General features: G+C 61.7%; 20 protein-coding genes. 14 read left to right on the top strand and 6 right to left on the bottom strand.

The window, feature by feature from the left end; translation table 11 throughout:
- Positions 1–253 precede the first annotated feature (253 nt).
- Positions 254–766, bottom strand: a complete 513-nt coding sequence (locus ACNA0I_RS24725; RefSeq protein ID WP_415808673.1) for a flavodoxin family protein — start codon at positions 764–766, stop codon at positions 254–256.
- Positions 767–836: 70 nt separating this feature from the next.
- Positions 837–1,721 carry a M90 family metallopeptidase gene (locus tag ACNA0I_RS24720; RefSeq protein WP_415808672.1) on the bottom strand — a complete coding sequence of 295 codons (885 nt, stop codon included), beginning with the start codon at positions 1,719–1,721 and terminating at the stop codon, positions 837–839.
- 108 nt (positions 1,722–1,829) lie between these two features.
- On the opposite strand from ACNA0I_RS24720, the gene ACNA0I_RS24715 reads away from it, so the two are divergent.
- From ACNA0I_RS24715 to ACNA0I_RS24690, 6 genes are all read left to right on the top strand, one after another.
- Positions 1,830–4,115, top strand: a complete 2,286-nt coding sequence (locus tag ACNA0I_RS24715) for a RelA/SpoT family protein (RefSeq protein ID WP_415808671.1) — start codon at positions 1,830–1,832, stop codon at positions 4,113–4,115.
- A 77-nt stretch (positions 4,116–4,192) separates the two neighbouring features.
- Positions 4,193–5,347, top strand: a complete 1,155-nt coding sequence (gene argE, locus ACNA0I_RS24710) for an acetylornithine deacetylase (protein WP_415808670.1) — start codon at positions 4,193–4,195, stop codon at positions 5,345–5,347.
- Positions 5,348–5,656: 309 nt separating this feature from the next.
- On the top strand, positions 5,657–6,856 hold the full coding sequence (gene trpB / locus ACNA0I_RS24705; RefSeq protein ID WP_415808669.1) for a tryptophan synthase subunit beta: 1,200 nt from the start codon (positions 5,657–5,659) through the stop codon (positions 6,854–6,856).
- A 4-nt stretch (positions 6,857–6,860) separates the two neighbouring features.
- Complete coding sequence (trpA, locus tag ACNA0I_RS24700; protein WP_415808668.1) at positions 6,861–7,721, top strand: tryptophan synthase subunit alpha; 861 nt, start codon at positions 6,861–6,863, stop codon at positions 7,719–7,721.
- Between the two features lie 33 nt (positions 7,722–7,754).
- A complete protein-coding gene (gene accD / locus ACNA0I_RS24695; protein ID WP_415808666.1) occupies positions 7,755–8,630 on the top strand; it encodes an acetyl-CoA carboxylase, carboxyltransferase subunit beta in 876 nt (291 codons plus the stop codon).
- A gap of 196 nt (positions 8,631–8,826) precedes the next feature.
- On the top strand, positions 8,827–9,366 hold the full coding sequence (locus ACNA0I_RS24690; protein WP_415808665.1) for an acyloxyacyl hydrolase: 540 nt from the start codon (positions 8,827–8,829) through the stop codon (positions 9,364–9,366).
- A 207-nt stretch (positions 9,367–9,573) separates the two neighbouring features.
- Here the strand turns inward: ACNA0I_RS24690 and ACNA0I_RS24685 are convergent, their stop codons facing one another.
- Positions 9,574–13,065, bottom strand: a complete 3,492-nt coding sequence (locus ACNA0I_RS24685; protein ID WP_415808664.1) for an Rne/Rng family ribonuclease — start codon at positions 13,063–13,065, stop codon at positions 9,574–9,576.
- 541 nt (positions 13,066–13,606) lie between these two features.
- On the opposite strand from ACNA0I_RS24685, the gene ACNA0I_RS24680 reads away from it, so the two are divergent.
- The 4 genes from ACNA0I_RS24680 (at position 13,607) to msrQ (ending at position 16,957) form a co-directional block, all read left to right on the top strand.
- Positions 13,607–14,575, top strand: coding sequence for an RluA family pseudouridine synthase (locus ACNA0I_RS24680; RefSeq protein WP_415808663.1), 969 nt, complete (start codon positions 13,607–13,609; stop codon positions 14,573–14,575).
- Positions 14,576–14,577: 2 nt separating this feature from the next.
- On the top strand, positions 14,578–15,237 hold the full coding sequence (locus tag ACNA0I_RS24675; protein ID WP_415808662.1) for an HAD family hydrolase: 660 nt from the start codon (positions 14,578–14,580) through the stop codon (positions 15,235–15,237).
- A 98-nt stretch (positions 15,238–15,335) separates the two neighbouring features.
- Positions 15,336–16,301: a protein-methionine-sulfoxide reductase catalytic subunit MsrP gene (msrP, locus tag ACNA0I_RS24670; protein WP_415808661.1), complete on the top strand. Its 966-nt coding sequence runs from the start codon at positions 15,336–15,338 to the stop codon at positions 16,299–16,301.
- A 38-nt stretch (positions 16,302–16,339) separates the two neighbouring features.
- Positions 16,340–16,957: a protein-methionine-sulfoxide reductase heme-binding subunit MsrQ gene (msrQ, locus tag ACNA0I_RS24665; protein WP_415808675.1), complete on the top strand. Its 618-nt coding sequence runs from the start codon at positions 16,340–16,342 to the stop codon at positions 16,955–16,957.
- On the opposite strand, the gene ACNA0I_RS24660 is transcribed toward msrQ, so the two are convergent.
- The 3 genes from ACNA0I_RS24660 to ACNA0I_RS24650 form a co-directional block, all read right to left on the bottom strand.
- Positions 16,937–17,731 (bottom strand): N-acetylmuramoyl-L-alanine amidase, encoded by a 795-nt coding sequence (locus ACNA0I_RS24660; protein ID WP_415808674.1) that lies wholly within the window; start codon positions 17,729–17,731, stop codon positions 16,937–16,939. The two genes, msrQ and ACNA0I_RS24660, sit on opposite strands and share 21 nt — an antisense overlap.
- Before the next feature lie 131 nt (positions 17,732–17,862).
- Complete coding sequence (locus ACNA0I_RS24655) at positions 17,863–18,579, bottom strand: SAM-dependent methyltransferase (RefSeq protein WP_415808660.1); 717 nt, start codon at positions 18,577–18,579, stop codon at positions 17,863–17,865.
- Positions 18,576–19,190: a Maf family nucleotide pyrophosphatase gene (locus ACNA0I_RS24650; protein WP_415808659.1), complete on the bottom strand. Its 615-nt coding sequence runs from the start codon at positions 19,188–19,190 to the stop codon at positions 18,576–18,578. The genes ACNA0I_RS24655 and ACNA0I_RS24650 overlap by 4 nt, the downstream gene beginning before the upstream one ends.
- Positions 19,191–19,356: 166 nt before the next feature.
- Between ACNA0I_RS24650 and ACNA0I_RS24645 the strand changes: the two genes are divergently transcribed.
- From ACNA0I_RS24645 to ACNA0I_RS24630, 4 genes are read left to right on the top strand one after another with little or no spacing between them, the layout of a single operon-like run.
- Positions 19,357–19,974, top strand: coding sequence for a YceD family protein (locus ACNA0I_RS24645; protein WP_415808658.1), 618 nt, complete (start codon positions 19,357–19,359; stop codon positions 19,972–19,974).
- Between the two features lie 52 nt (positions 19,975–20,026).
- Positions 20,027–20,209, top strand: coding sequence for a 50S ribosomal protein L32 (rpmF, locus tag ACNA0I_RS24640; RefSeq protein WP_094820226.1), 183 nt, complete (start codon positions 20,027–20,029; stop codon positions 20,207–20,209).
- Between the two features lie 49 nt (positions 20,210–20,258).
- Positions 20,259–21,323 (top strand): phosphate acyltransferase PlsX, encoded by a 1,065-nt coding sequence (gene plsX, locus ACNA0I_RS24635; RefSeq protein ID WP_415808657.1) that lies wholly within the window; start codon positions 20,259–20,261, stop codon positions 21,321–21,323.
- Complete coding sequence (locus ACNA0I_RS24630; protein ID WP_415808656.1) at positions 21,323–22,309, top strand: beta-ketoacyl-ACP synthase III; 987 nt, start codon at positions 21,323–21,325, stop codon at positions 22,307–22,309. Before plsX ends, ACNA0I_RS24630 begins: the two co-directional genes overlap by 1 nt.
- Positions 22,310–22,366: the final 57 nt, after the last annotated feature.

Here is a 22,366-nt window from a genome sequence, read left to right as displayed (position 1 = left end):
CCCTTCGACGTCCGCTCCACTCGACTTTGAGGCGCCCGGCCGGGCCGATTGCCTCGGCTCGACTGGCAGCAACTAGAATTCTCTGCATCGCTGGCACGACTTTCTTGCTTGGCGTTTTTTTGCAGCGCCCGGGAAGAGAGAAAGATCTTGCGGTGCTGCTTTCGGGGGACGCCCTGCGCGTCCCCCTCAAGCGATCGGTCCGGGCATGCGACGGGGTGGCGTGGTGCCAGTTGGAAGATCTGCTTGGCCTCGATCAAAGTTCACCCGTCAGCAAAGTAGCCGCCAGCAGGCCGCCGAGTTCCTCGCAGCGGGAGAGTGCGTCTTCAGGCGCGGTCTTGGGGGCCAGGATGGCTGACGGCGTCTGGGCGCCGTTGCGTTCTATGAGGGGCGGCGCGATGGCCCTCAGGCGCCAGCCGGTGCAGATGCGTTCGAGTTGGCGTGCGGCGCCTGTGCCGTCTGTGCCGGCGCTGATGGCAGCCGCATAGGGACGGCCCTGGATGTGGTCGAGGACGCCGTAGTAGCAGCGGTCCAGGCATTCTTTCATTTCGCCAGTGAGGCTGGCGAGGTTTTCAGGGGCGCAGAACAGATAGCCGTCGGCATTGAGCAGGTCGTCAGGGGACGTGTCCTGTGCACGCCGGAGGTGTACTTGCAAGCTCGCAACTTGTTCCAGCGCCTGGGCGGCGTCGCCAGCGCCACGCGCCAACGCCCGGGCCATTTGTTCGGCATAGCCGGTGCGGGAATGCCAGATGATGAGGAGGTGTTTCATGGCAGGGCTCTGTGTGCAGCGATAGCGGGCGCTCTGTGAAAATGAAAGGCGAAAGGCGAATGATCGGGTATCAGGAATGTCCGGGCTGTTCCGCGGGCGCTTCAGGAGAGTGCGGCCCTCTGTCTGCCGCCCGCGCCAACGGATCTTGGCGATAGTAGGCACGCAGCAATTCGTACCAATCAGGCAAGGCCAGGGCCAACGGGGCAGGATCGACAAAAAAATGTTCGGAACTGACTGCGAAGAATTCCGCCTCGTCGGTGGCGGCGTAGGGGTCCAGAGGCAGTTGGCTGTACCAGGGGGCGGCTGCTTCGCTTTCGGGATCGATGTCGCCGGGGATGGCAGCCTCGATCGTGTCCAGGGCGATGGTGAATTGGTCCAGGCTGCTGCTCAGAATACCGTGCCACGTGCGCGGGGACAGGCCGGGATGAGCGCTCAGGTCGGGAATGCCGTCAGCGTCTCCCGAGGACAGGTCCAGTTTATGGGCGAACTCGTGAATGATGACGTTAAAGGCAGTATCGCCAGGCAAGGTGTCTGCCCAGGACAGGATGACGGGGCCTCCCTCCCAGGCCTCGCCCGCGGCTTCTTCGTCGTATTCGTGGACGACGCCGGCATCGTCCTGGTGGGTGCGCGGGATGCTGAAACCTTCAGGGTAGACAATGATTTCGTCCCAGCCTTCGTAGAGGGTGGGCGATAAATTCAAAATAGGCAGGGCGGCCTGGGCGGCAATAGACAAGCGCATGAAGTCGCTGAGCATCTGGCCGCGTGCTCCGTTCATGGTCTTGCTGGCCAGAAGCCAGGCCGCGCGCGCTTGCAGTTGTTCGGCTTCTGCGGCACCGAGGGTTGCCAGAAAGGGATAGGCTTGCAGAACGTCGCGCCACAGTTCTGGCGTAATGCGAGCTTGCATCTGGGCGACTGCCGAGGCGGCTGCGCCCCGGCCTTTGAGCCATCGCAACATGAGTCAAAATTCCTTATCAACCGCGTGGGAGAGCCGTCACCACGCCTGGGCTTAGTGTAGAGTGTAGGAAATTTCCGCTTCTTAGCCTGCTGGTCCGTTTCGTTTGCGATGTCCGTGATTCCTGATTCTGATGCGTTCTCGCCTTTTGACGACGCGTGGCACCAGATGGCTGGGGCCGGCCTGGACGCCGACGCGTCCGCGCGCATCGAGCATGCTGTCGCTTGGGCCTTGCCCCAGTTCGCTGATCAGCGCGCTGCGTCCGGTGAGCCCCTGGCTACTCACGGGGCGGGGGTGGTGCGCATTTTGGCAGGGCTGCAGACGGATGTTGCAACACGTATTGCGGCGTTGTTGGCGGCCTTGCCTGCCGATTTGTCGGCGCCGGCTCCGCCCCTGCGCAATGATCCGCTGGCAACCGAGTTCGGCTCAGAGATCGCCCGTCTGGTACAAGGGGCGCGTGCACTGTTGCGTCTGGGGCTGGTCGCCCGTCACGCGAGCGACAGCGAAGCCGACACTGGCGACCAAAAAGAAATGCAGCGCAAAATGCTGCTGGCCATGGCGGCCGATCTGCGCATTGTGCTGATGCGCCTGGCCTCGCGTTTGCAGACGCTACGTTGGCACGCGGCTTCGAAAGAACCCTGCTCGGTGGCGTTCGCCCGAGAAACCATGGATCTGTATGCGCCGCTGGCCAATCGCCTGGGCATTTGGCAGGTCAAATGGGAAATGGAGGATTTGTCGTTCCGTTTTCTCGAGCCCGATCGTTATAAGCAGATCGCGAAGCTCCTGGAAGAAAAACGGGTCGAACGCGAGGCCTTTATCGAGGCGGCGATCGAGCGTTTGCAATCGGCGTTGGCCAAGGCCGGAATTACCGCCGAGGTGAGCGGGCGGCCCAAGCATATTTACAGTATCTGGAACAAGATGCGCCTCAAAGGGCTGGAGTTTTCACAACTCTATGATCTGCGGGCGTTGCGTGTGATCGTGGACGATGTGCGCGATTGCTATACGGCACTGGGCATGATCCACGATATGTGGACACCGCTGTCCGAGGAATTCGACGACTACATTTCGCGACCCAAGCCTAACGGTTATCGCTCGCTGCATACGGTGGTGACGGACGATGATGGCCGGCCGTTCGAGGTGCAGATCCGCACCCGCGAGATGCATCAGTTTGCCGAGTATGGGATGGCGGCGCACTGGCGCTATAAAGAGGCGGGAGCCAAGGGCGGCCAAGTCTCGGCATCCAGTGATTATGATCGCCAGTTGTCGTGGATGCGGCAGTTGTTGGCCTGGAATACCGATATCGAGGCAGGCGACGCAAATCAAGCCTCGGGCACACAGGCGCCGCAGGCGGGCGCGCGCGGCGCATGTGACGCTCAGACGGCAGGCGCGGCCAATCGGGTGCGCGACGAGCGTATTTACGTGCTGACTCCTCAGGCTCGCGTGATTGAGTTGCCCGAGGGGGCGACGCCTGTGGACTTTGCCTATCATTTGCATACCGATCTGGGACATCGCTGCCGCGGCGCACGCGTTGATGGCCAGATGGTGCCGCTGCAGACACATTTGGCGACGGGCCAGACGGTGGAGATCATTTCTGCCAAATCTGGCGGCCCGTCACGCGATTGGCTGAATCCGCAGTTGGGCTTTTTGGCCAGCCCGCGCTCGCGCGCCAAAGTGCGGATGTGGTTCAACGCCATTGAGCTGCAGCAGCGCATCAATACCGGCCAGGCGTTGGTGGAAAAGGAATTGCAGCGCCTGGGCAAGACGGCGATCAATCTGGAACAATTGGCGCAAAATCTGGGGTTTGCGCGGGCCGACGATTTGTATGTGGCTGCAGCGAAAGAGGAATTCAGTCTGCGCCAGATCGACGCGGTGTTTCAGGAGCCCGCGCCTGAGGCCGAACCCGACGCGTCGGACCTGGCCCATGCGCATAGCGCGGACAGCGCGGCCCGCAGCGGAAAAAGCGGGGTGCTGGTCGTAGGCGTGGGGTCGCTGCTCACGCAGTTGGCGCGCTGCTGCCGCCCGGCACCGCCGGACGAGATCGCCGGATTCGTGACCCGTGGGCGCGGCGTGTCGATTCACCGCAAGGGGTGCCGTAGTTATCAGGCGTTGGCCGAGCGTGAACCAGAGCGGATTATCGATGTCGCCTGGGGCGACACCGCCGAGACGTTTTACCCTGTGGATATCAGCGTCCACGCCCGTGATCGCCCGGGGCTTCTCAGAGATCTGTCCGAGGTGTTTGCGCGTCTCAGGATGAATGTGGTGGGCGTGAATACACAAAGCCGCCAGTCATTGGCGCACATGATTTTTACGGTCGAGGTGCGCGGCGGAGAGTCGTTGAACAAGGCATTGGCGGCACTGTCCGAAGTGTCCGGCGTGAGTTCTGCGGTTCGATATTAGGCGGGGGCGGGGTGCGGCCGGCTGGAAATCTTCGATTTCTCGCCTACACTGATGCTTTACTCCTAGAGGGCCATCACATGGATACGCGCACCTGGCTTGAAACCTTGGTGGGGATCGATACCACCAGCCGCAATTCGAATCTGGGTTTGATCGAAACCGTGAGGGACAACCTCAAGGCGCAAGGGGTGCAAGCGTGGTTGGCACATAACAGCGATGGCAGCAAGGCCAATCTCTTTGCTACCTTGCCGGCCAGTGACGGCGGTGAGCAGGGAGGCATTGTGCTGTCGGGGCATACCGATGTGGTGCCGGTCGATGGACAGAATTGGTCTACCGATCCTTTTACGCTCTCGGAATCCAACGGCCTGGTGTATGGCCGCGGCACCTGCGACATGAAAGGTTTTATCGCGGCGTCATTGGCGTTGGTGCCCGAGTTCCTGGCCATGCCGCGCAAAAAACCCATTCATCTGGCGTTTTCCTATGACGAAGAGGTCGGCTGCGTAGGCGCTCCCGTCATGTTGGCCGAGTTGCTCGATCGCGGTATTCGGCCGGATGGGTGTGTGGTGGGCGAACCCACAGGAATGCAGGTCGTGGTGGCGCACAAGGGGATCAATCTGTTTCGCTGTTGCGTTCAAGGCAAGGCGGCGCATTCGTCGTTGACCCCGCGCGGCTGCAATGCCATCGAATACGCGGCCCGGTTGATTTGCCGGATTCGCGAGGTGGCCGACGCCTTCAAGGCCAAAGGCCCGTACGACGAGTTTTACGACGTGCCGTATTCGACGCTGACGACCAATCTGATTCAGGGTGGCATCGCCGTGAACACGATTCCGGAGCGTTGCGAGTTTTCCTATGAGTTTCGTAATTTGCCGGGTACCCCGGCTGATGAGATTCAGGCGGAAATCGAACGCTATGTGCAAGAAACGCTCCTGCCCGCCATGCGCGCGGAATTTGACGGCGCGCGCATTGACATTCAAACGGGTGCCCAGGCTCCCGGCCTGGATGCCTCCGAGGCGGCAGCGATTACGCAACTGGTGCGTGCGCTCACTGATGATCGTGCCACGCGCAAGGTTGCCTATGGCACCGAGGCGGGCCTGTTTCAGGGACTGGGGATTCCCACCGTAGTCTGCGGCCCCGGACATATCGAGCAGGCTCATAAGCCGGATGAGTTCGTGGCGTTGGACCAGTTGGCCGCCTGCGAGAATTTTCTGCGTCGTTTGGGGCAATCGCTGGCGTAGTCTGCGCAGCAGTGATTGTTCAGACGCGAGCGTGGGTGGCGGGTCCGCCTGGCATGGGTTCTGACCAGGGTGGCTTGGCCGCCAGGTTGCGACAGTTGACCATTCCCGCCTGCTGAGGCGGCATTGGCCAGGCGCTGTACCTTGCCGATCCTGCCGAGGCTGTCCGCCTGCGTACGGACCCTATCGCCCCCTCGCGGGCGGACCGGCCCCCATCGTTTCGGCGTCTATGGCGCGCTCGGGTAAAATAATGGGTTGCGAAACGGGTTGAGCGGCGAATGCGGTGTTCGCCTCCTGCCCAGGAGAAACTTGGTGAATTCTTACGATCTTCCGGATGCCCAGGGCCATTTCGGCCCCTATGGTGGCGTGTTCGTAGCTGAAACGCTGATGCATGCGCTCGACGAGCTGCGTGCCGCGTACGACAGCTGCCGCGTCGATCCTGCATTCATTGAGGCGTTCAACTACGAGCTCAAGCACTTTGTCGGACGCCCCAGCCCGGTCTACCATGCCGAGCGCTGGTCGCGCGAGCTGGGCGGCGCGCAGATCTGGTTCAAACGCGAGGATCTCAACCATACCGGCGCCCACAAGGTCAACAATTGCATTGGCCAGGCGCTGCTGGCTCGCCGCATGGGCAAGCCGCGCGTCATTGCCGAGACCGGTGCTGGCCAGCACGGTGTAGCGACGGCCACTGTCGCGGCCCGCTACGGTATGGAATGCGTGGTGTACATGGGTAGCGAGGACGTCCGGCGCCAGGCTTCCAACGTCTATCGCATGAAGCTCCTGGGCGCGACCGTCGTGCCGGTCGAGTCGGGGTCACGCACACTGAAAGACGCCCTGAACGAAGCCATGCGCGACTGGGTGACCAACATCGAAAACACGTTCTACATCATCGGCACGGTGGCCGGGCCCGATCCCTATCCGCGCATGGTGCGTGATTTCCAGACGGTAATCGGCAACGAATGCCTGCAACAAATGCCTCTGGACGCCGGCCGCCAGCCGGACTACGTGCTGGCCTCGGTGGGCGGCGGCTCGAATGCCATGGGCATTTTCCATCCCTATATCCCCTACGAAGACGTCAAGCTGATCGGTGTCGAGGCGGCCGGTGACGGCATGGAAACGGGCCGTCATGCGGCATCGCTGGCTGCCGGGCAGGTGGGGGTGTTGCACGGCAACCGCACGTACATTATTCAGAACGAGGACGGCCAGATCCTGGACACGCATTCTGTCTCGGCGGGCCTGGATTATCCGGGAGTCGGCCCCGAGCATGCCTGGCTGAAAGATAGCGGCCGTGCCGACTATGTCGGAATTACCGACGAAGAGGCCTTGGCGGCTTTCCATGATTGCTGCCGCATCGAGGGCATCATGCCCGCGCTGGAGTCTTCGCACGCCATTGCTCAGGCCGTGAAAATGGCGCCTGCGCTCTCGAAAGACAAAATCATTCTGGTCAATTTGTCGGGCCGTGGCGACAAAGACATGCACACCGTCGCCGAGCGCGCGGGCATTCAGTTCTGACACCATGACTAGCCGAACCGACCGTATCGCAGCAGCATTTTCCCGTGTGGCCGAATCCGGGCGCGCCGCTGCGTTGATTCCCTATATTGCTGCGGGTGATCCTTCACCCAGCGCCACGGTGCCTCTGATGCATGCCCTGACGAAAGCGGGCGCCGACATCATCGAGTTGGGCGTACCGTTTTCCGATCCCATGGCCGATGGGCCGGTGATCCAACGTGCCGCCGAGCGCGCCATTGCCCAAGGTGTGGGACTGCGCCGGACACTGGAGCTGGTTGCCGAGTTTCGGCGCGATGATGCCGAGACGCCAGTGGTGTTGATGGGCTACGCCAACCCGATCGAACGCATGGGCCAGGCGGCCTTTGCCCAAGCCGCTCAGGCTGCCGGTGTCGATGGCGTGCTGGTCGTCGATTATCCGCCCGAAGAGGTCGATGCCTTTGCCGGCCAACTCGAGGCCTGCAGCGTCGCGCCGATTTTCCTGTTGGCGCCGACCTCGACCGAGGAACGCATCAAAGCGGTGGCACGTGTTGCGCGTGGCTACGTTTACTATGTTTCGCTCAAGGGCGTGACGGGGGCTGGCAGCCTGAACACGGATGATGTGGCCGAACGCGTGGCGTTGATCAAGCAGCACGTTCGCATTCCGGTGGGCGTGGGCTTCGGCATTCGCGACGCGCAGAGCGCCCAGCGCATTGCCGGCAAGGCCGACGCCGTGGTCATCGGTTCCAAACTGATCGAAACCCTGGAACAGGCGGTTGCCTCTGCGCCCGCCGGCCAACAGACCGAGTCTGCCGTTACCGCCGCCAGCCAGTGGCTGGCCGGTATCCGTCAGGCACTCGACCAAGTCAAACGAGACGGCGCCCCGGCCTGAGGCTGGCGCGCGGTTTCCTCATGGAAAAAGACAATGAGCTGGATTGATAAACTCCTGCCTCCTCGTATCAACAAGACAAATGACAGTGGTGCACGCCGTGTACCCGAAGGCCTCTGGGTCAAGTGTCCGTCTTGCGAGTCAGTGCTCTACAGCGAAGACCTCGCTGCCAACTTGCATGTGTGCCCCAAATGCGATCATCACATGCGCATTGGTTCGCGTGCTCGCATCGATTCGTTGCTGGACGTCGAGGGGCGGGTCGAGATCGGCCAGACCACGCGGTCGGTGGATTCGCTCAAATTCAAGGACACGCGCAAGTATCCTGAACGTGTCCAAGAAGCTATGAAGCAAACCGGCGAGACTGATGCGCTGGTAGTCATGAGCGGCGCCATTCGCGGCGTGCCGGCAGTGGTGGCCTGCTTTGAGTTCGAGTTCATGGGCGGCTCGATGGGCTCGGTCGTGGGTGAGCGCTTTGCGCGCGGAGCCCAGGCGGCGCTGGACAACAAGACCCCCTTCATTTGTGTGGCGGCCTCGGGCGGCGCACGGATGCAGGAAAGCCTGCTGTCGCTGATGCAGATGGCCAAGACCAACGCCATGTTGACGCGTCTGTCCGCGGCGGGGCTGCCATTCATCAGTGTCTTGACCGACCCGACCATGGGCGGCGTATCGGCCAGTTTTGCTTTTATGGGCGATGTCGTGATTGCGGAGCCTAAGGCATTGATCGGTTTTGCCGGTCCGCGTGTGATTGAGCAGACCGTCCGCGAGAAATTGCCCGAGGGGTTTCAGCGAGCGGAGTTTTTGCTGCAAAAGGGCGCCATCGATATGGTGGTTGACCGGCGTCAGCTGCGCGAGGAAATTGCCCGTCTGTTGGCGTTGCTCACGGATCAGCCTGCAGACGTCGTCGCCGCTTGACGCTTTGTTGTGCCAGATAGGCGATACCGGTGGCGCGAGATACTCGGGCGATATTTCCATATTGAACAGGAATGCGCCCGGTATTCACCACGAGATGTCGGATTTTCCTAGAGAACTGTTGTCTGGGTCATACATAGGTTGCAGACAATTGCCGAATTTCTGATAACTTAATGGCGCACCCCATTCAGGAGCTTTCATGCTGAGTTTCAATAATAAAAACATGCTGGCAGCTGCGGCTGCCTTGTCGTTGGCTGGCCTGGCGTGCTCGGCCCAGGCTCAAAGCCAGGGCGGCATTGGCCTGCATTATGGCGTGGGCGACCATTATTCGCGCGCCGAGTTGGTGTACGAAACCCCCTCCCTCGAGTTGTATCGATTTGGCGGTAATTGGGGTCATATTGACCTGAACGGCGAGTTCGGTGCGGCCTATTGGTCTGCCAATGGTTCGCGTGATCCGAGCCACGTCTGGCAGTTCAATGCGATTCCGATGTTCCGCTGGTGGATGAGCGATCGTTTCTATGTCGAGGCGGGTATCGGCGCGACATTATTCACGCACACCAGGTTTGCAGACGAGAATATCAGTACGGCATACCAATTTGGCGATCACCTCGGTTTGGGCTTCTTGGTCACGCCGAACAACCGCTTGGGTCTGCGTTATTCGCATTTTTCCAATGCCAGCATCAAACGCCCGAACCCGGGTCTGGATATCTTGCAGTTGACGTACACGTATCAGTTCTGATGTTTGGTGAAGCAGGGTAGTTCCCTGCCTTGTTCAATGCGCTTGCCGCCGTCTGTGCGGGCTATGTCGCAGCGGACCTGATAACGCGCAACCCCGGCTTCGGCCGGGGTTTTGTTTTTTGCGCCGTCTCTGAATGAGCGGAGGTGGTCAGCAATAAAAAAACGCCGGCATTGCTGCCGGCGTTTTTGGGGCTCGCGTGACGCTGGTTTATTGGCGCTGCGTTTCCACTTGCACCAAGGGGGCGTTCGAGGCCGGGGCGACCGGCTTGCGTTCGCGGCCCAGACGGGCTGGGACATGGCCGGCAGCGATACGTTGCTGCGTCTGCGCATGGCGTTCCGGATCGGTTTCTACCCATTTCAGACCCGCCGCGTGCACGACGTCGTGCAAGGACTGGTTCGACGTGGCCGGTGCTGCCGGTACGACGATGGGTTGCGAAGCCGCAGACGCTGCGGCAGCGGCCGTAGCAGGGGCTTGAGCGACGGGCGCAGCGGCCGCCGGAGCGGGCGTTGCAGCGGCTTCGCTCGCTGCGGCTACCGAGGTGGCTGCCGGGGCCTGGGGCGCAGCGGCACTGGCTAGAGCCTCTGTTGCTGTCGCATCCGCGAGGCCGGCCGGGACCGCCACCGGGGCGACAGGCTCGGACGCAGTGGGAGCAGCCTCAGGGCTCGCAGGCTCGTGGACAGGGGCCGGTGCCGAAGGCGCGGAGGCCACAGCTTCGGTCGCTGTTGATACGCTTGCCACAGGAGCAGTGGTCACCGGTGTGGTCGTGTCGGCCTCAGTCGATGGCGTGGCGGTAGCGGGCTCCGCCTTGATCGCCGCCGTTTGGACGGGTGCTTCGGTCGTTCCGGCCTGGTCTGCTGCTGCGATGACCGGGGCTTCGCCTGCTGCGGGTTGAGCCGGTGCTACGTTCGCCGCGGCAGGTTCGGTCGTCGCCGGTTGCTCAGTCGTCGCCGCGGAGAGGGTGTCAACGGGTTTGGCCGTTTCGGCAGCGGCGGCGTTGCGCACGGCAGCGGCGGCTGCCGCGGTCGTTGCAGCGGCTGCTGCCGTTGCCGCAGCCGCTGCTGCTGTCGCTGCGGTCAGCGGCTGTACGGCGGATTCCGACGGCGTCGTAGCTTGCGAAGCCGGTTGAACGGCGGACGGTATGTCTTGTGCTGCAGTCGCGGCCTGAGCGGCGTCGGCTGCTGCTGTGGCGGCGTCAGCCGCAGACGAGGCCTGCGTAGCCAGTGCGTCCGAGGATTCAACAGCATCGGCTTGGTCGTTACCTTGATCGTCGGCACTCTGCAGGGCCTGATCTTCTTGGCTGCGGCGGCCACGACGGCTGCGGCGGCGGCGGCGCTTGCGTTCCGGATCGCCGGTGCCTTCGGTATCGCTACCTTCGGTGGCGGCTTCGATCCCTTGGCTGTCCGTGACGGCGGCGTCCGTTGCATTTTCGGAGACGGTTACCTTCGGCGCTTGCGCTGCGTCGGCTACGCGTTGCGTGTTGGCGGCAACGGCTTGGTCAGTCCCAGCAGCGACGGCAGCTGTCGCAACGGCTGCGCCGGCTGTCAGTGCGTTGTCCTGATCGTTCAAGGAGACGTCTTGCTGGTTGCTGTCGTCGCGACGATTGCGACCACGGCCGCGGCGATTGCGATTGCCGCGCGGTGCCTCGTCTGCCGAGACGTCAGAGCCTTGAGCGCGATCTTGACGGGCGTTGTCGCGATCGGCGCGTTCTGCGCGTGCCGTGGACTCGGCCTCTACGCGCGCATTGTCGCGCTCGGCACGGGCCGGGCGGTCTGCACGGTCGTCATGACGGCGATTGCCGCGCACGTGATGACGAGCTGCACCTTCGGACGTCTCGCCGGCATCCGAGGCTTGACGAGCGTCGTTGTTACGGCGCTGGCGGTTGCGATCCGAGCCCTGGCGGTCGCCACGGCGTTCCTGGCCGTCCTGGCCGCGCTTGCCGCGAGCCTGGTTGCCACGCTTCGGTTCGTCTTTGGTTTCGGTCGGGGCCGGGGTCGAGCTGCCGCTCAGCCAGCCGAACAGGCGTTTGAACAGATTGCCCAGACTGAAGCCGGACGATGCCGCAGCAGGCGCCGCGGCGGGCGTCGATACGGGAGCGGGTTGCGAAGGGGTGATGCCCTTGACCAAGGCTTCGGGGCGCGCCTTGATTTCTTGGTCTTTCGGAGCCCAGGTCATGTCGGTCGACGGAGCCTCGGCCAGGTCGAAGCTGGTTTTGAGCTCTTCGAGGCGCGGATCGTCGTGACGCAGGCGCTCGATATGATGGTGCGGGGTTTCCAGGTGCTTGTTGGGGATCAGCACCAGATTGACCTTGAGGCGGGCCTCCATCTTGGTGATGTCGGAACGCTTTTCGTTGAGCAGGAAGGTGGCCACGTCAACCGGCACCTGGGCGTGGACCGCCGCGGTGTTTTCCTTCATTGCTTCTTCTTGCAGCAGGCGCAGCACATGCAGGGCGCTGGATTCTGCGTCGCGGATCACGCCGGTGCCGTTGCAGCGCGGGCAAGTGATGTGCGAGCCTTCGTTCAGGGCGGGACGCAGTCGCTGGCGCGACAGTTCCATCAAGCCAAAACGGGAGATCTTGCCCATTTGCACGCGGGCACGGTCGAAATGCAGGGCATCACGCAGGCGCTGTTCGACGGCGCGCTGGTTTTTGCTGTCCTCCATATCGATAAAGTCGATGACGATCAGGCCACCCAGGTCACGCAGGCGCAACTGGCGGGCGACTTCGTCGGCAGCCTCGACATTGGTGCGCAGGGCGGTTTCTTCGATATCCGCGCCACGGGTCGAGCGCGCCGAGTTCACGTCCACCGCGACCAAGGCCTCGGTGTGGTCGATCACGACGGCGCCGCCCGAGGGCAATTGCACGGTACGCGAGTAGGCGGTTTCGATCTGGTGTTCGATCTGGAAACGCGAGAACAGCGGAATGTCGTCGCGGTAGCGTTTGACGCGCTGGACGTTGTCCGGCATCACCACGCTCATAAAGGCGGTAGCCTGGTCGGCGATCTCGTCGGTATCGATCAGGATTTCGCCGATTTCGGGCGAAAAATAGTCGCGGATGGCCCGGATGACCAGGCTGGACTCGAGATAAATCAGAATGGGGGCGGCATTGTCGCGAGCGGCCGAATCAATGGCCGTCCAGAGCTGCATCAAATAGGACAGGTCCCATTGCAGCTCGTCGACATTGCGGCCGATACCGGCGGTGCGGGCGATGATGCTCATGCCTTGCGGCACTTGCAGTTGCTCCATCGTATCGCGCAGTTCCTGGCGGTCTTCGCCTTCGACGCGGCGCGAGACGCCGCCGCCACGCGGGTTGTTGGGCATCAGGACCAGATAGCGGCCGGCTAGCGAGATGAATGTGGTCAGGGCGGCGCCCTTGTTGCCGCGTTCTTCTTTTTCGACCTGGACGATCAGTTCCTGGCCTTCGCGCAGGGCGTCCTGGATGCGGGCGCTGCGGACGTCGACGCCTTCTTTGAAGTAACTGCGGGCGACTTCCTTGAAGGGCAAAAAGCCGTGGCGGTCTTCGCCGTAGTTGACGAAGCAAGCCTCCAGGCCGGGCTCGATGCGGGTGATGACGCCTTTATAAATGTTGCCTTTGCGCTGTTCGCGGCCGGCGGTTTCGATGTCGAGGTCGATGAGTTTTTGCCCATCGACGATGGCAACGCGCAGTTCTTCCTGGTGCGTTGCATTGAACAGCATGCGCTTCATGAGTGGTGTTCTCCGTTGTCATGACGCGCCGATATCGGCGCGTGACCCCGGGCCACTCGGGCTGCGGACTGAAGCAGGGCAAGAAAATCAAGCGTCAAACGGCCGCCGGGCTGCGCCCAGGCAAGGCCGCCGCCGGTCAGGCGGGCACATCGTGCCAGAGGGCACGTGGTTCTGTCAGCAGGGGAGTCAGTTTCACTAAGTGGTTGACGGAAAGGGTTGCTGTGAACGAACAGATGCGGCGAACGATCAGCCTGCGCGCACCTGGTGCTTTAAATTACGCGATGATTCTTGCAGTGCTTCAGAGCCGCTTGCGGCATGCAACGACTCAGCCAGGACGGCGGGCAAAAAGTGCCACACCACCGTCCGGCAGAGCGCGGTTGCGCCGGCGACCGAGAGGCCCCGGAGCTGAACCAGCAGGCAGCGGTACAATGACGGCCCGCGCGCTCGACGGAGACGCGTTGTTGCATCTCTACGCCGGGCGGCTTGTTCAGCCCCGTTGTTCAGCCCCCGATGTTCAGCCCCTCAAGGCTGTCCCGATTATATGTCGCTTTCCGTAATGCGCAAAGAAACCCCTGTCTCGACCTCGTCTGCACCCGTTGTCCGCCTCGTCGAGGTGGACGCGGAACACGACGGCCAGCGTATCGATAATTTTCTGCTTCGCCTGTGCAAGGGCGTGCCCAAAAGCCATATCTACAAGGCGATCCGTGGCGGAGAGGTACGAGTAAATAAGGGACGTATTCAGGCAGACTACCGTGTCGTAGCTGGAGATGTGGTCCGCGTGCCACCGCTGCGGTTGCCGGCGGCGGGTGAGGCCAGGCCAGTACCCGGGAGCGAATTTCCCATCGTATTCGAGGACGATGCTTTGCTCGTCATCGACAAGCCTGCCGGGGTGGCGGTCCATGGGGGCAGCGGCGTCTCATTCGGTGTCATCGAGCAATTGCGGGCGGCGCGGCCTGAGGCCCGTTTCCTGGAATTGGTGCATCGCCTGGACCGTGAGACCTCGGGCTTGCTGATGGTGGCCAAGAAGCGCAGCGCGCTATTGGCGTTGCACGCCATGCTGCGCGAAGGCAAAGGCGACAAACATTACCTCGCGCTGGTCGAAGGTGACTGGGTCAATGATCGCCAGCATATTCGGCTGGCGCTGACCAAATGGACCACCCAGTCCGGCGAGCGCCGCGTGCGCCCCGATCCGGACGGACAATCGGCTCATACCATCGTCACGCTACGGCAACGCTTCGGCCGTTACAGTCTGGTCGACGCGGAACTGCGCAGTGGGCGTACGCATCAAATCCGTGTGCATTTGGCGGCCAGCGGTTTCCCGATCATTGGCGACGAGAAATACGGGGTGGATGAGACGAGGGCACAATTTGCCCGTCAGGGCTTTAATCGCATGTTTCTGCATGCCCATCAATTGACCTTGCCGCATCCCTTGACCGGCGAGATCCTCAGGTTGACGGCTGAGTTGCCGCCGGCCTGCCGTAAGCTGTTGCAGCAGTTGGAGAATCAATAACCATGTCGTCGTATTCGCTGGTGGTGTTCGATTGGGACGGAACCTTGATGGACTCCACCAACGGCATTGTTTCCGCCATTCAGGGCGCGTGCCGCGATCTGGATCTGCCCGTGCCGTCCGCCTCGGAGGCCAGTTGGGTGATTGGCTTGTCGCTGGAGAGCGCCTTGCGTCGTGCGGTGCCCGAGTTGACTCAGGCCATGTTGCCGCGGTTCCTCGAGCGTTATCGCATTCACTATTTATTGCGTGACCCCGATTTGCAGTTGTTCGAGGGAATAGAGCCTCTGCTGGGCGAACTGGCCGGCCAGAAAATCCGCTTGGCAGTCGCGACCGGAAAAAGCCGCGTCGGGCTCAATCGTGTGTTGGCCGCCACTGGCTTGCGCGATATCTTTGATGCTACGCGCACGGCCGACGAAACGTTCAGCAAGCCGCATCCCGCCATGTTGCATGAACTCATGCAGGAATTGGATGTCGAACCCGAACGCGTGATCATGGTGGGCGACACCTCGCATGACTTGAATATGGCGGCTAATGCCGGCGTGCATGGTCTGGGGGTCGCCTATGGTGCTCATAGCCCACAAGAATTGCTGGGGTGTACGCCCCAGGCTGTAGTCGATACTGTGCCTGCCTTGCGAGAGTGGCTATTGTCTCGCGTCGGGGCTTGATCGGGGTCTGATGCGCATCCTGGCGCCGTTTGCTTGCAGTGGTGGTTAGTCTGTTGTCATCTTTCGCGTCGACTGGAACGACGCCAGGAGATCTGGTCATGCTGATACGTAAGCCCCGTCACGAGCCCGCATCGTCCGAAATCACGCCCGAGGCGGTTTGGCAGTCGCGTCGCGAATGGATGGCGCGCGCTGCCATGGCCGCAGCGGCCGCGGGCTTGCCGGCTTGGGCGTCGCGCAGTGCGTTTGCCCAGAGCGGCGCCGAATTGCCCGGCCGGCCAAGTCCCGCCTATTCGGTCATGGACAAGCCGACCGAATGGAAAGACGTCACCACGTACAACAACTACTACGAGTTCGGGGTCGACAAAGGCGAGCCGGCAAAATACGCGGACAAGCTGCAGACCCGTCCCTGGACGGTCTCGGTCGAGGGCGAGGTGCTGCGTCCTCAAACCTTTGATATCGACACCCTGCTGAAACTGGCTCCTCTCGAGGACCGGGTCTATCGCCTGCGCTGTGTCGAGGGATGGTCCATGGTCATCCCGTGGGTGGGGTATTCGCTATCGACCTTGCTCAAGCAGGTCGAGCCCACAGGTAACGCCAAATATGTGGAGTTCACCACGGTCGAGCAGCGGGAAAATATGCCCGGATTGCGGTATCCCGTGCTCGAATGGCCCTATGTCGAAGCGCTGAGGTTGGACGAGGCCATGCATCCGTTGGCGTTACTGGTCTTTGGTTTATACGGAAAGGTCCTGCCGAATCAAAACGGTGCGCCAATGCGCCTGGCGGTGCCCTGGAAATATGGCTTCAAGTCGGCTAAATCGATTGTGCGTATTCGTCTGGTCGAACGTCAGCCGACGAGTTCGTGGATGCAGGCGGCTGCCAATGAATATGGCTTTTATGCCAACGTGAATCCCGACGTGCCTCATCCTCGCTGGAGCCAGGCGACGGAGCGGCGGATCGGCGAGGGCGGTTTTTTCACGCCCAAGCGCAAGACGCTGTTATTTAACGGGTATGCCGATCAGGTCGCCTCGCTGTATCAGGGGATGGATTTGACGGCGAACTATTGACGGCAAAATAGGTGTCTATGACTAAAGCCACTGCGTCTATGGCTGAGCCTGCTGCGCGTCGGGCGCAATGGTCCGCGGCAGCGGTGGCGCGATTCAAGCCGCTCTTATTTGTCGCGGGCTTGTTGCCATTGGCACGCTGGTTCTGGCTCGGGTTCAACGATGGCCTGACCGCCAATCCGATCGAGTTTTTGACACGTTCGTCTGGCACGTGGGCGCTAGTGTGTCTGTTGGTCACGCTGTCGATCACGCCTTTGCGCCGCTTGCTCAGGCAGCCGGCGCTGGTGCGCTTGCGCCGGCCCTGTGGGCTGTTTGCCTTTTTCTATGGCGCATTGCATTTCGTCGCCTGGGTGTGGTGGGATCGTGGTCTGGATGTCGGAGCCATGCTGCAAGACGTATGGGAGCGGCCTTTCATCACCGTCGGCTTTGCGGCTTTCGTGTGCATGACCGCATTGGCGCTCACCTCGACGCAGTGGGCCATCCGCAAGTTGGGGCGGCGATGGCAAATGCTGCATCGACTGGTGTATCTGATAGGTATCCTGGCCGTTGTGCACCTGTGGTGGCATAAGTCCGGCAAGAATGATTTTGAGCAACCCCTGATTTATGGCGCAATCCTGGCCGTGTTGCTGGGCTGGCGTCTAGTGCTGCGGCTCAAGTAGCGCCATGATGATGGCCCCTGTTTCCGCGTCGGGTTTGCCGTCGTAGTTGCTGGGGCGATAGTGCATCTGAAAGGCTGACAGCACGTTCTGGGTTTCGCGATCGAGTCGGCCGTGCTGGGGGCACGCGTAACCCAACTTGGCCAGCCGTTCCTGGAACCAGGCAACGTCGGGTGTGCCTTGGCGTTGCAGGGTGACCCAGTTCGTGGCGGCCTGCGCTTCGTTGTACCAGCGCCCGATGCCGGCTTCGGCGAGCTGCTTCCAGGGAAATAACGGGCCTGGGTCGGTTTTGCGCTGAGGGGCGATATCACTGTGTCCCACCACGTTTTCCGCACGGATGCCGTACCGTTTAGTCAGATCTTTTAACAGCAGAATCAGGGTCTGGATCTGGTGTTCGGAATAGGGCGCCCAGCGGGTCTGGCCGTGTGCCAGGTCGGTACGGCCGATATTGACCAGTTCGATGCCGATGGATACGGGGTTCAGCGACACCTGGTTGTACCACCGGCTTTCTCCCGCGTGCCAGGCGCTCTGGGTTTCGTCGACCAGGCGGTAGATGCGGGGGCGTGCGTCATCCGTGATCAGGTAGTGGGTACTGACTTGGCCCTGTGCCAACAGCCTCAGCGAGTTCTCTGTGTCCGTCGAGGTGTAGTGCAGCACGATATACCGCACCCGGCTGTCGTGACTGACGGCTTTGATCGAATCATCGACATCCAGGCGGGTAGACACGGGCTGGGGCCCCACGCAGCCCGCCAGGGCGAGTACCGCACCCGCCCACATCAGCCCCAGATGGCGTCGAGGGTGCGCGAAGCGGGAACTTGGGGGTATCGGCATAGGGCGGACTTACGTGCGTTGAGCAAGCGGCGATGATTGCAGGTGGCAAGGGCCGTCGGTCGTCGGCTAGGACGAGTTTACGCGCGCGGAGCGAGATACAGGAATAAGGTCGGCTGTTTGTCCAGTTCCGGCGCGAGCTGTTTTTTCCATTCGGCGATGCTGTAGGTGCGTACCCATTCGTCGTCTGTCGTGAGGGATCGGGCGACGCATAGCCGCGTGTCGCCGCGCAGTGCCGAGAGCAGGGTCGCGAACATGGCGGCGTTGCGATAGGGGGTTTCGATCAACAGTTGGGTCTGGTGGTGGCGGGCGGAGTGCTGCTCCCAGGCTTTCAATTGCTTGGCGCGTTCGCCCGGGTCGACAGGAGCGTAGCCATGGAATGCAAAGCGCTGTCCATCCAGGCCGCTCGCCATTAATCCCAGCAAAATCGACGAGGGTCCGACCCAGGGACGGACATGAATGCCGAGCCGATGCGCCGCGGCGACAACCGTGGCGCCGGGGTCGGCGACGGCAGGGCAGCCGGCCTCGGATACGAGGCCGATGTCCTGCCCCTTGTGCACGGGGGCCAGCCACTCTTGTATCTGGCCCACATCCGTTTTGGGGCTGAGCGTGTGGATGGTGATTTCCTGCAGCGGGCGCGCCGTGCCGATCTGTTTGAGAAATGCCCGCGCGGTTTTTGCGTTTTCGGCGATATAGGTGTCCAAGCTGCCTGCCAGGGCACGGGCATCCGCCGGTAACCAGCGCTCGGGTTGCGCAGGTCCCAGACCCACGGGGATGAGGTGTAGCGTGCCGCTCATGCTGCTTGTCCCTCGGGCTGCGCATGCGTCAGTGGGTCCAAGCCAAACGTGGTCAGCATGCCGGTCAGCGTGATCAGCGGCAGGCCGATGATGGCGGTAGGGTCATCGCTGCGGATATATTCCATCAATGCAATGCCCAGGCTTTCCGCTTTGGCGCTGCCTGCCGTATCAAAGGGAGCTTCGGCGCGCAGGTAAGCGTCGATGGCCGCATCCGAAAGCGGGCGGAATCGGCATTGCGTGACGACATCGGCTTTTTCCACGTGTTGGCCATCGGTGACCGCCAGCGCGCTATGGAACTCTACCGTTTGCCCGGCCAGCATCCGCAGTTGGGCCTGCGCGCGGCTAAAATCACCTGGTTTTCCGATCGGATTGCCATCGATGGTGGCGACCTGATCAGAGCCGATGATGATGCAGCCCGGTCGTTGGGCCGCTATGGCCATGGCCTTGTCGACGGATAGGCGCAGCGCCAGTGCCGCAGGGGACTCGTTCTCGTGGGGCGTTTCGTCCACATTTGGGGAAATTGCCTCAAAGGGCAGGCGCAACCGGGACAGCAGTTCACGGCGGTATGGCGAGCTCGAAGCCAGGATCAGGCGAGGTGTGGAAATGGGCATGCGTTGTTTGACGGTTAGGCGTAAGTCACGGTATTATCTAACGTTTTGCGGGATTTTTGCACGGCGCCTCGGTTTTGGGCGCTGAGGGATGTCTGCGCTTGCGGTCGCGAGAATATGTTTTGCGATGCGTGCAGCACAGCTAAAACGACAGGGTTACGGAGTTCGCATGAGTGACAATCAACGGGCAGGGGCGGCATCGCCGCGCGCGTCCGTGTCGGCGGATACTGTGATCGACGCGTTTGCGCTGGCCAGGCAAGGCGATTTTGTTCAGGGCGAGATACCACTGGTACGCTTGGCCCGGGCTGTCGAGGGGTTACCCGAGCAGCCCAGTGGCGAGGCGGGATTGGTCCGCTGGTCGGTCCAGGGCGAAATCGGCAAGGGTGTGATTGGAACGAGCTTTGCGTCCGGTCAGCCGCTCCTGCGCTTGCGTGTGCAGGCGCATCCTGTGCTGATTTGTCAGCGGTGCAATGCCCCGTTTGCTTTTGCAGTGGATTCCCAGGCAGTATTGCAGTTGGTCAAGTCCGAGGACGAGCTCGACGACGATCTGTCCTTTGATGCGCAAGACCCGGATGTTGCAGATTCGCTACCCGAAAAGGTCGTGGGTTCGCATCGTTTTGATCTGTTGGCCCAGGTCGAAGACGAGCTCATTTTGAGTATTCCATATGTGCCCAAGCATCCTGTATGCCCGGGCGCACAGGCCAAAGACGGCGACGCGCAGCAGGCGCCCGCCACCCAGCGTCCGTCGCCGTTCGCGGTGCTCGAACAATTAAAGCGTAAAGATTAGGTCAACATCGGGCGTGCATCGCGTACAATGCGCCCCGTTTCTAGGAGTCATCATGGCTGTTCAACAAAACAAAAAGTCCCCGTCCAAGCGTGGCATGCATCGCTCGCACGATTTTCTGGTCAACCCGCCGACCGCGATCGAGCCCACCACTGGCGAAAACCATCTGCGTCACCACATCAGCCCCAACGGCTTTTATCGTGGCCGCAAGGTCCTCAAGACCAAGGCTGACGAATAAGCCGCTGTAAAAGCGCTTTCGCACTCACGGCAGCAGCTGTACTGCACCTGTGATACGTATCGCCATTGACTGCATGGGCGGCGACTTCGGTCTGCCCGTTACGATTCCGGCCGCGATCGAGTTCGCCCGGCAGTTCCCCGATTCCAAGCTATTGCTGGTCGGGCTGCCTGACGCTATCGAAGCGGCCTTGAACGAACACAAGACCGCCCCGCGTGATCGTCTGGAAATCGTCCCCGCGACCGAGGTTGTCACGATGGACGATCCGGTCGAGGTCGCTTTACGTCGTAAAAAAGATTCGTCCATGCGCCTGGCGGCTCAAGCCGTCAAGGACGGGCGTGCCGACGCTTGCGTGTCCGCAGGCAATACCGGCGCGTGGATGGCGATCTCCCGCTATGTGCTGAAGACCCTGGATGGCATCGATCGTCCAGCGATCGCCACGTCCATTCCCAACCAGACCGGCCGGGCAACGACCGTGCTCGATCTGGGGGCCAACGTCGATTGCTCGGCGCAACACCTGTTGCAGTTTGCCATCATGGGTGCGGCGTTGACCCAGGCTGTCGATCATCGAGACAATCCGTCGGTGGGTTTGCTGAATATCGGCGAAGAAGTCATCAAGGGCAATGAGGTCGTCAAAGAGGCTGCAGAGCTCTTGCGCCGCAGTCCGCTGAATTTCTACGGAAACGTCGAAGGCAACGATATTTTCAAGGGCACCGTCGATGTAGTGGTTTGCGACGGTTTCGTTGGTAATGTCGTCCTCAAGTCCGTCGAAGGGCTGGCAAAAATGCTCTCCAGCGTGATCCGCGAGGAATTCAAGCGCAATTTGGTCACGCTGCTGGCCGGAGCCATCGCCAAGCCCGTACTCAACCGCCTGCGCGGCCGCGTCGACAATCGCCGCTACAACGGTGCTGCTTTGTTGGGCCTGCGTGGTGTGGTGATCAAAAGCCACGGCTCGGCTGACGTATATGCGTACGGGTTCGCCTTGCAGCGTGCGCGCGAGGCGGTAGTGAGTAAACTGCAAGAACGTACCGCCCAGACCGTGGCGCTGATCACTCAGCGCGTCCAGATGGGCGAAGCAGCCTCCGGCGCGTCCGAAACGGCCGGAGATACCGTTTGATGGGTAATGCAATGACATATGCCGTGATCGCGGGCTCTGGCAGTTTTCTGCCCGAGCGGGTCGTGTCCAACGACGAGCTGGCTGCCGAGCTGGCTACGCGTAATATTGCCACGTCCGACGAATGGATCGTTGAGCGGACGGGGATACGCCAACGTCACTTGGCCGAGCGTGGTGTGACTACCAGCCACCTGGCGACCGAGGCCGCCAAGCGTGCATTGGTAGATGCAGGTGTTCAGGCGGCGGATGTCGATCTGATCATCGTCGCGACCTCGACACCGGACTTCGTCTTTCCCAGCACCGCCTGTCTGGTTCAAGCCAATCTGGGCACCAAAGGCGGGGCTGCATTTGATGTGCAGGCCGTTTGCAGCGGGTTCGTCTATGCGCTCAGCACGGCGGATGCGTTTGTGCGGGCTGGCCGGGCGCGTTGCGCGCTCGTGATTGGCGCCGAGGTGTTTTCCAGCATTCTCGATTGGAACGACCGCAGCACCTGCGTGTTGTTCGGTGATGGGGCGGGGGCGGTGGTTCTCAAGGCCTCGGATCAGCCGGGCATCCTGGCTGCTCAGTTGCATGCCGATGGCTCTCAAACCAAAATCCTGTGCGCCGCGGGCAACGTCGCCTATGGCAGCGTCGTGGGCGATCCGTTCCTGCGCATGGATGGCCAGGCTGTGTTCAAGCAGGCCGTGACGGTACTCGATCGCTCCGCGCGAGACGTATGTGCAGAGGCAGGCGTGGGCGTGTCAGATGTCGACTGGCTCATCCCTCATCAGGCCAACGTCCGTATTTTGAATTTCCTGGCCCGTAAATTGCACGTTCCGACTGAAAAGGTCGTCATTACGGTCGATTCCCATGCCAATACCTCTGCCGCCAGCGTTCCTTTGGCGCTGGATGCCGCGCGCCGTGACGGGCGAGTCAAGCCGGGGCAACTGGTGTTGATGCAGGGCGTGGGAGGCGGTTTTACCTGGGGCTCGGTGCTGGCGCGCATGTAGTGCGGCACGTCCATGTGTTGCCTGCGCCACGAGGGCGGTGGCAACCTCAGCGGTCGC

Source organism: Bordetella muralis, assembly GCF_965139205.1.
GTDB classification, from domain to species: Bacteria; Pseudomonadota; Gammaproteobacteria; order Burkholderiales; family Burkholderiaceae_B; genus Bordetella_A; species Bordetella_A muralis.
The sequence above is the reverse complement of the archived record's forward strand: the minus strand, read 5'-3'. Positions and strand labels throughout refer to the sequence as shown.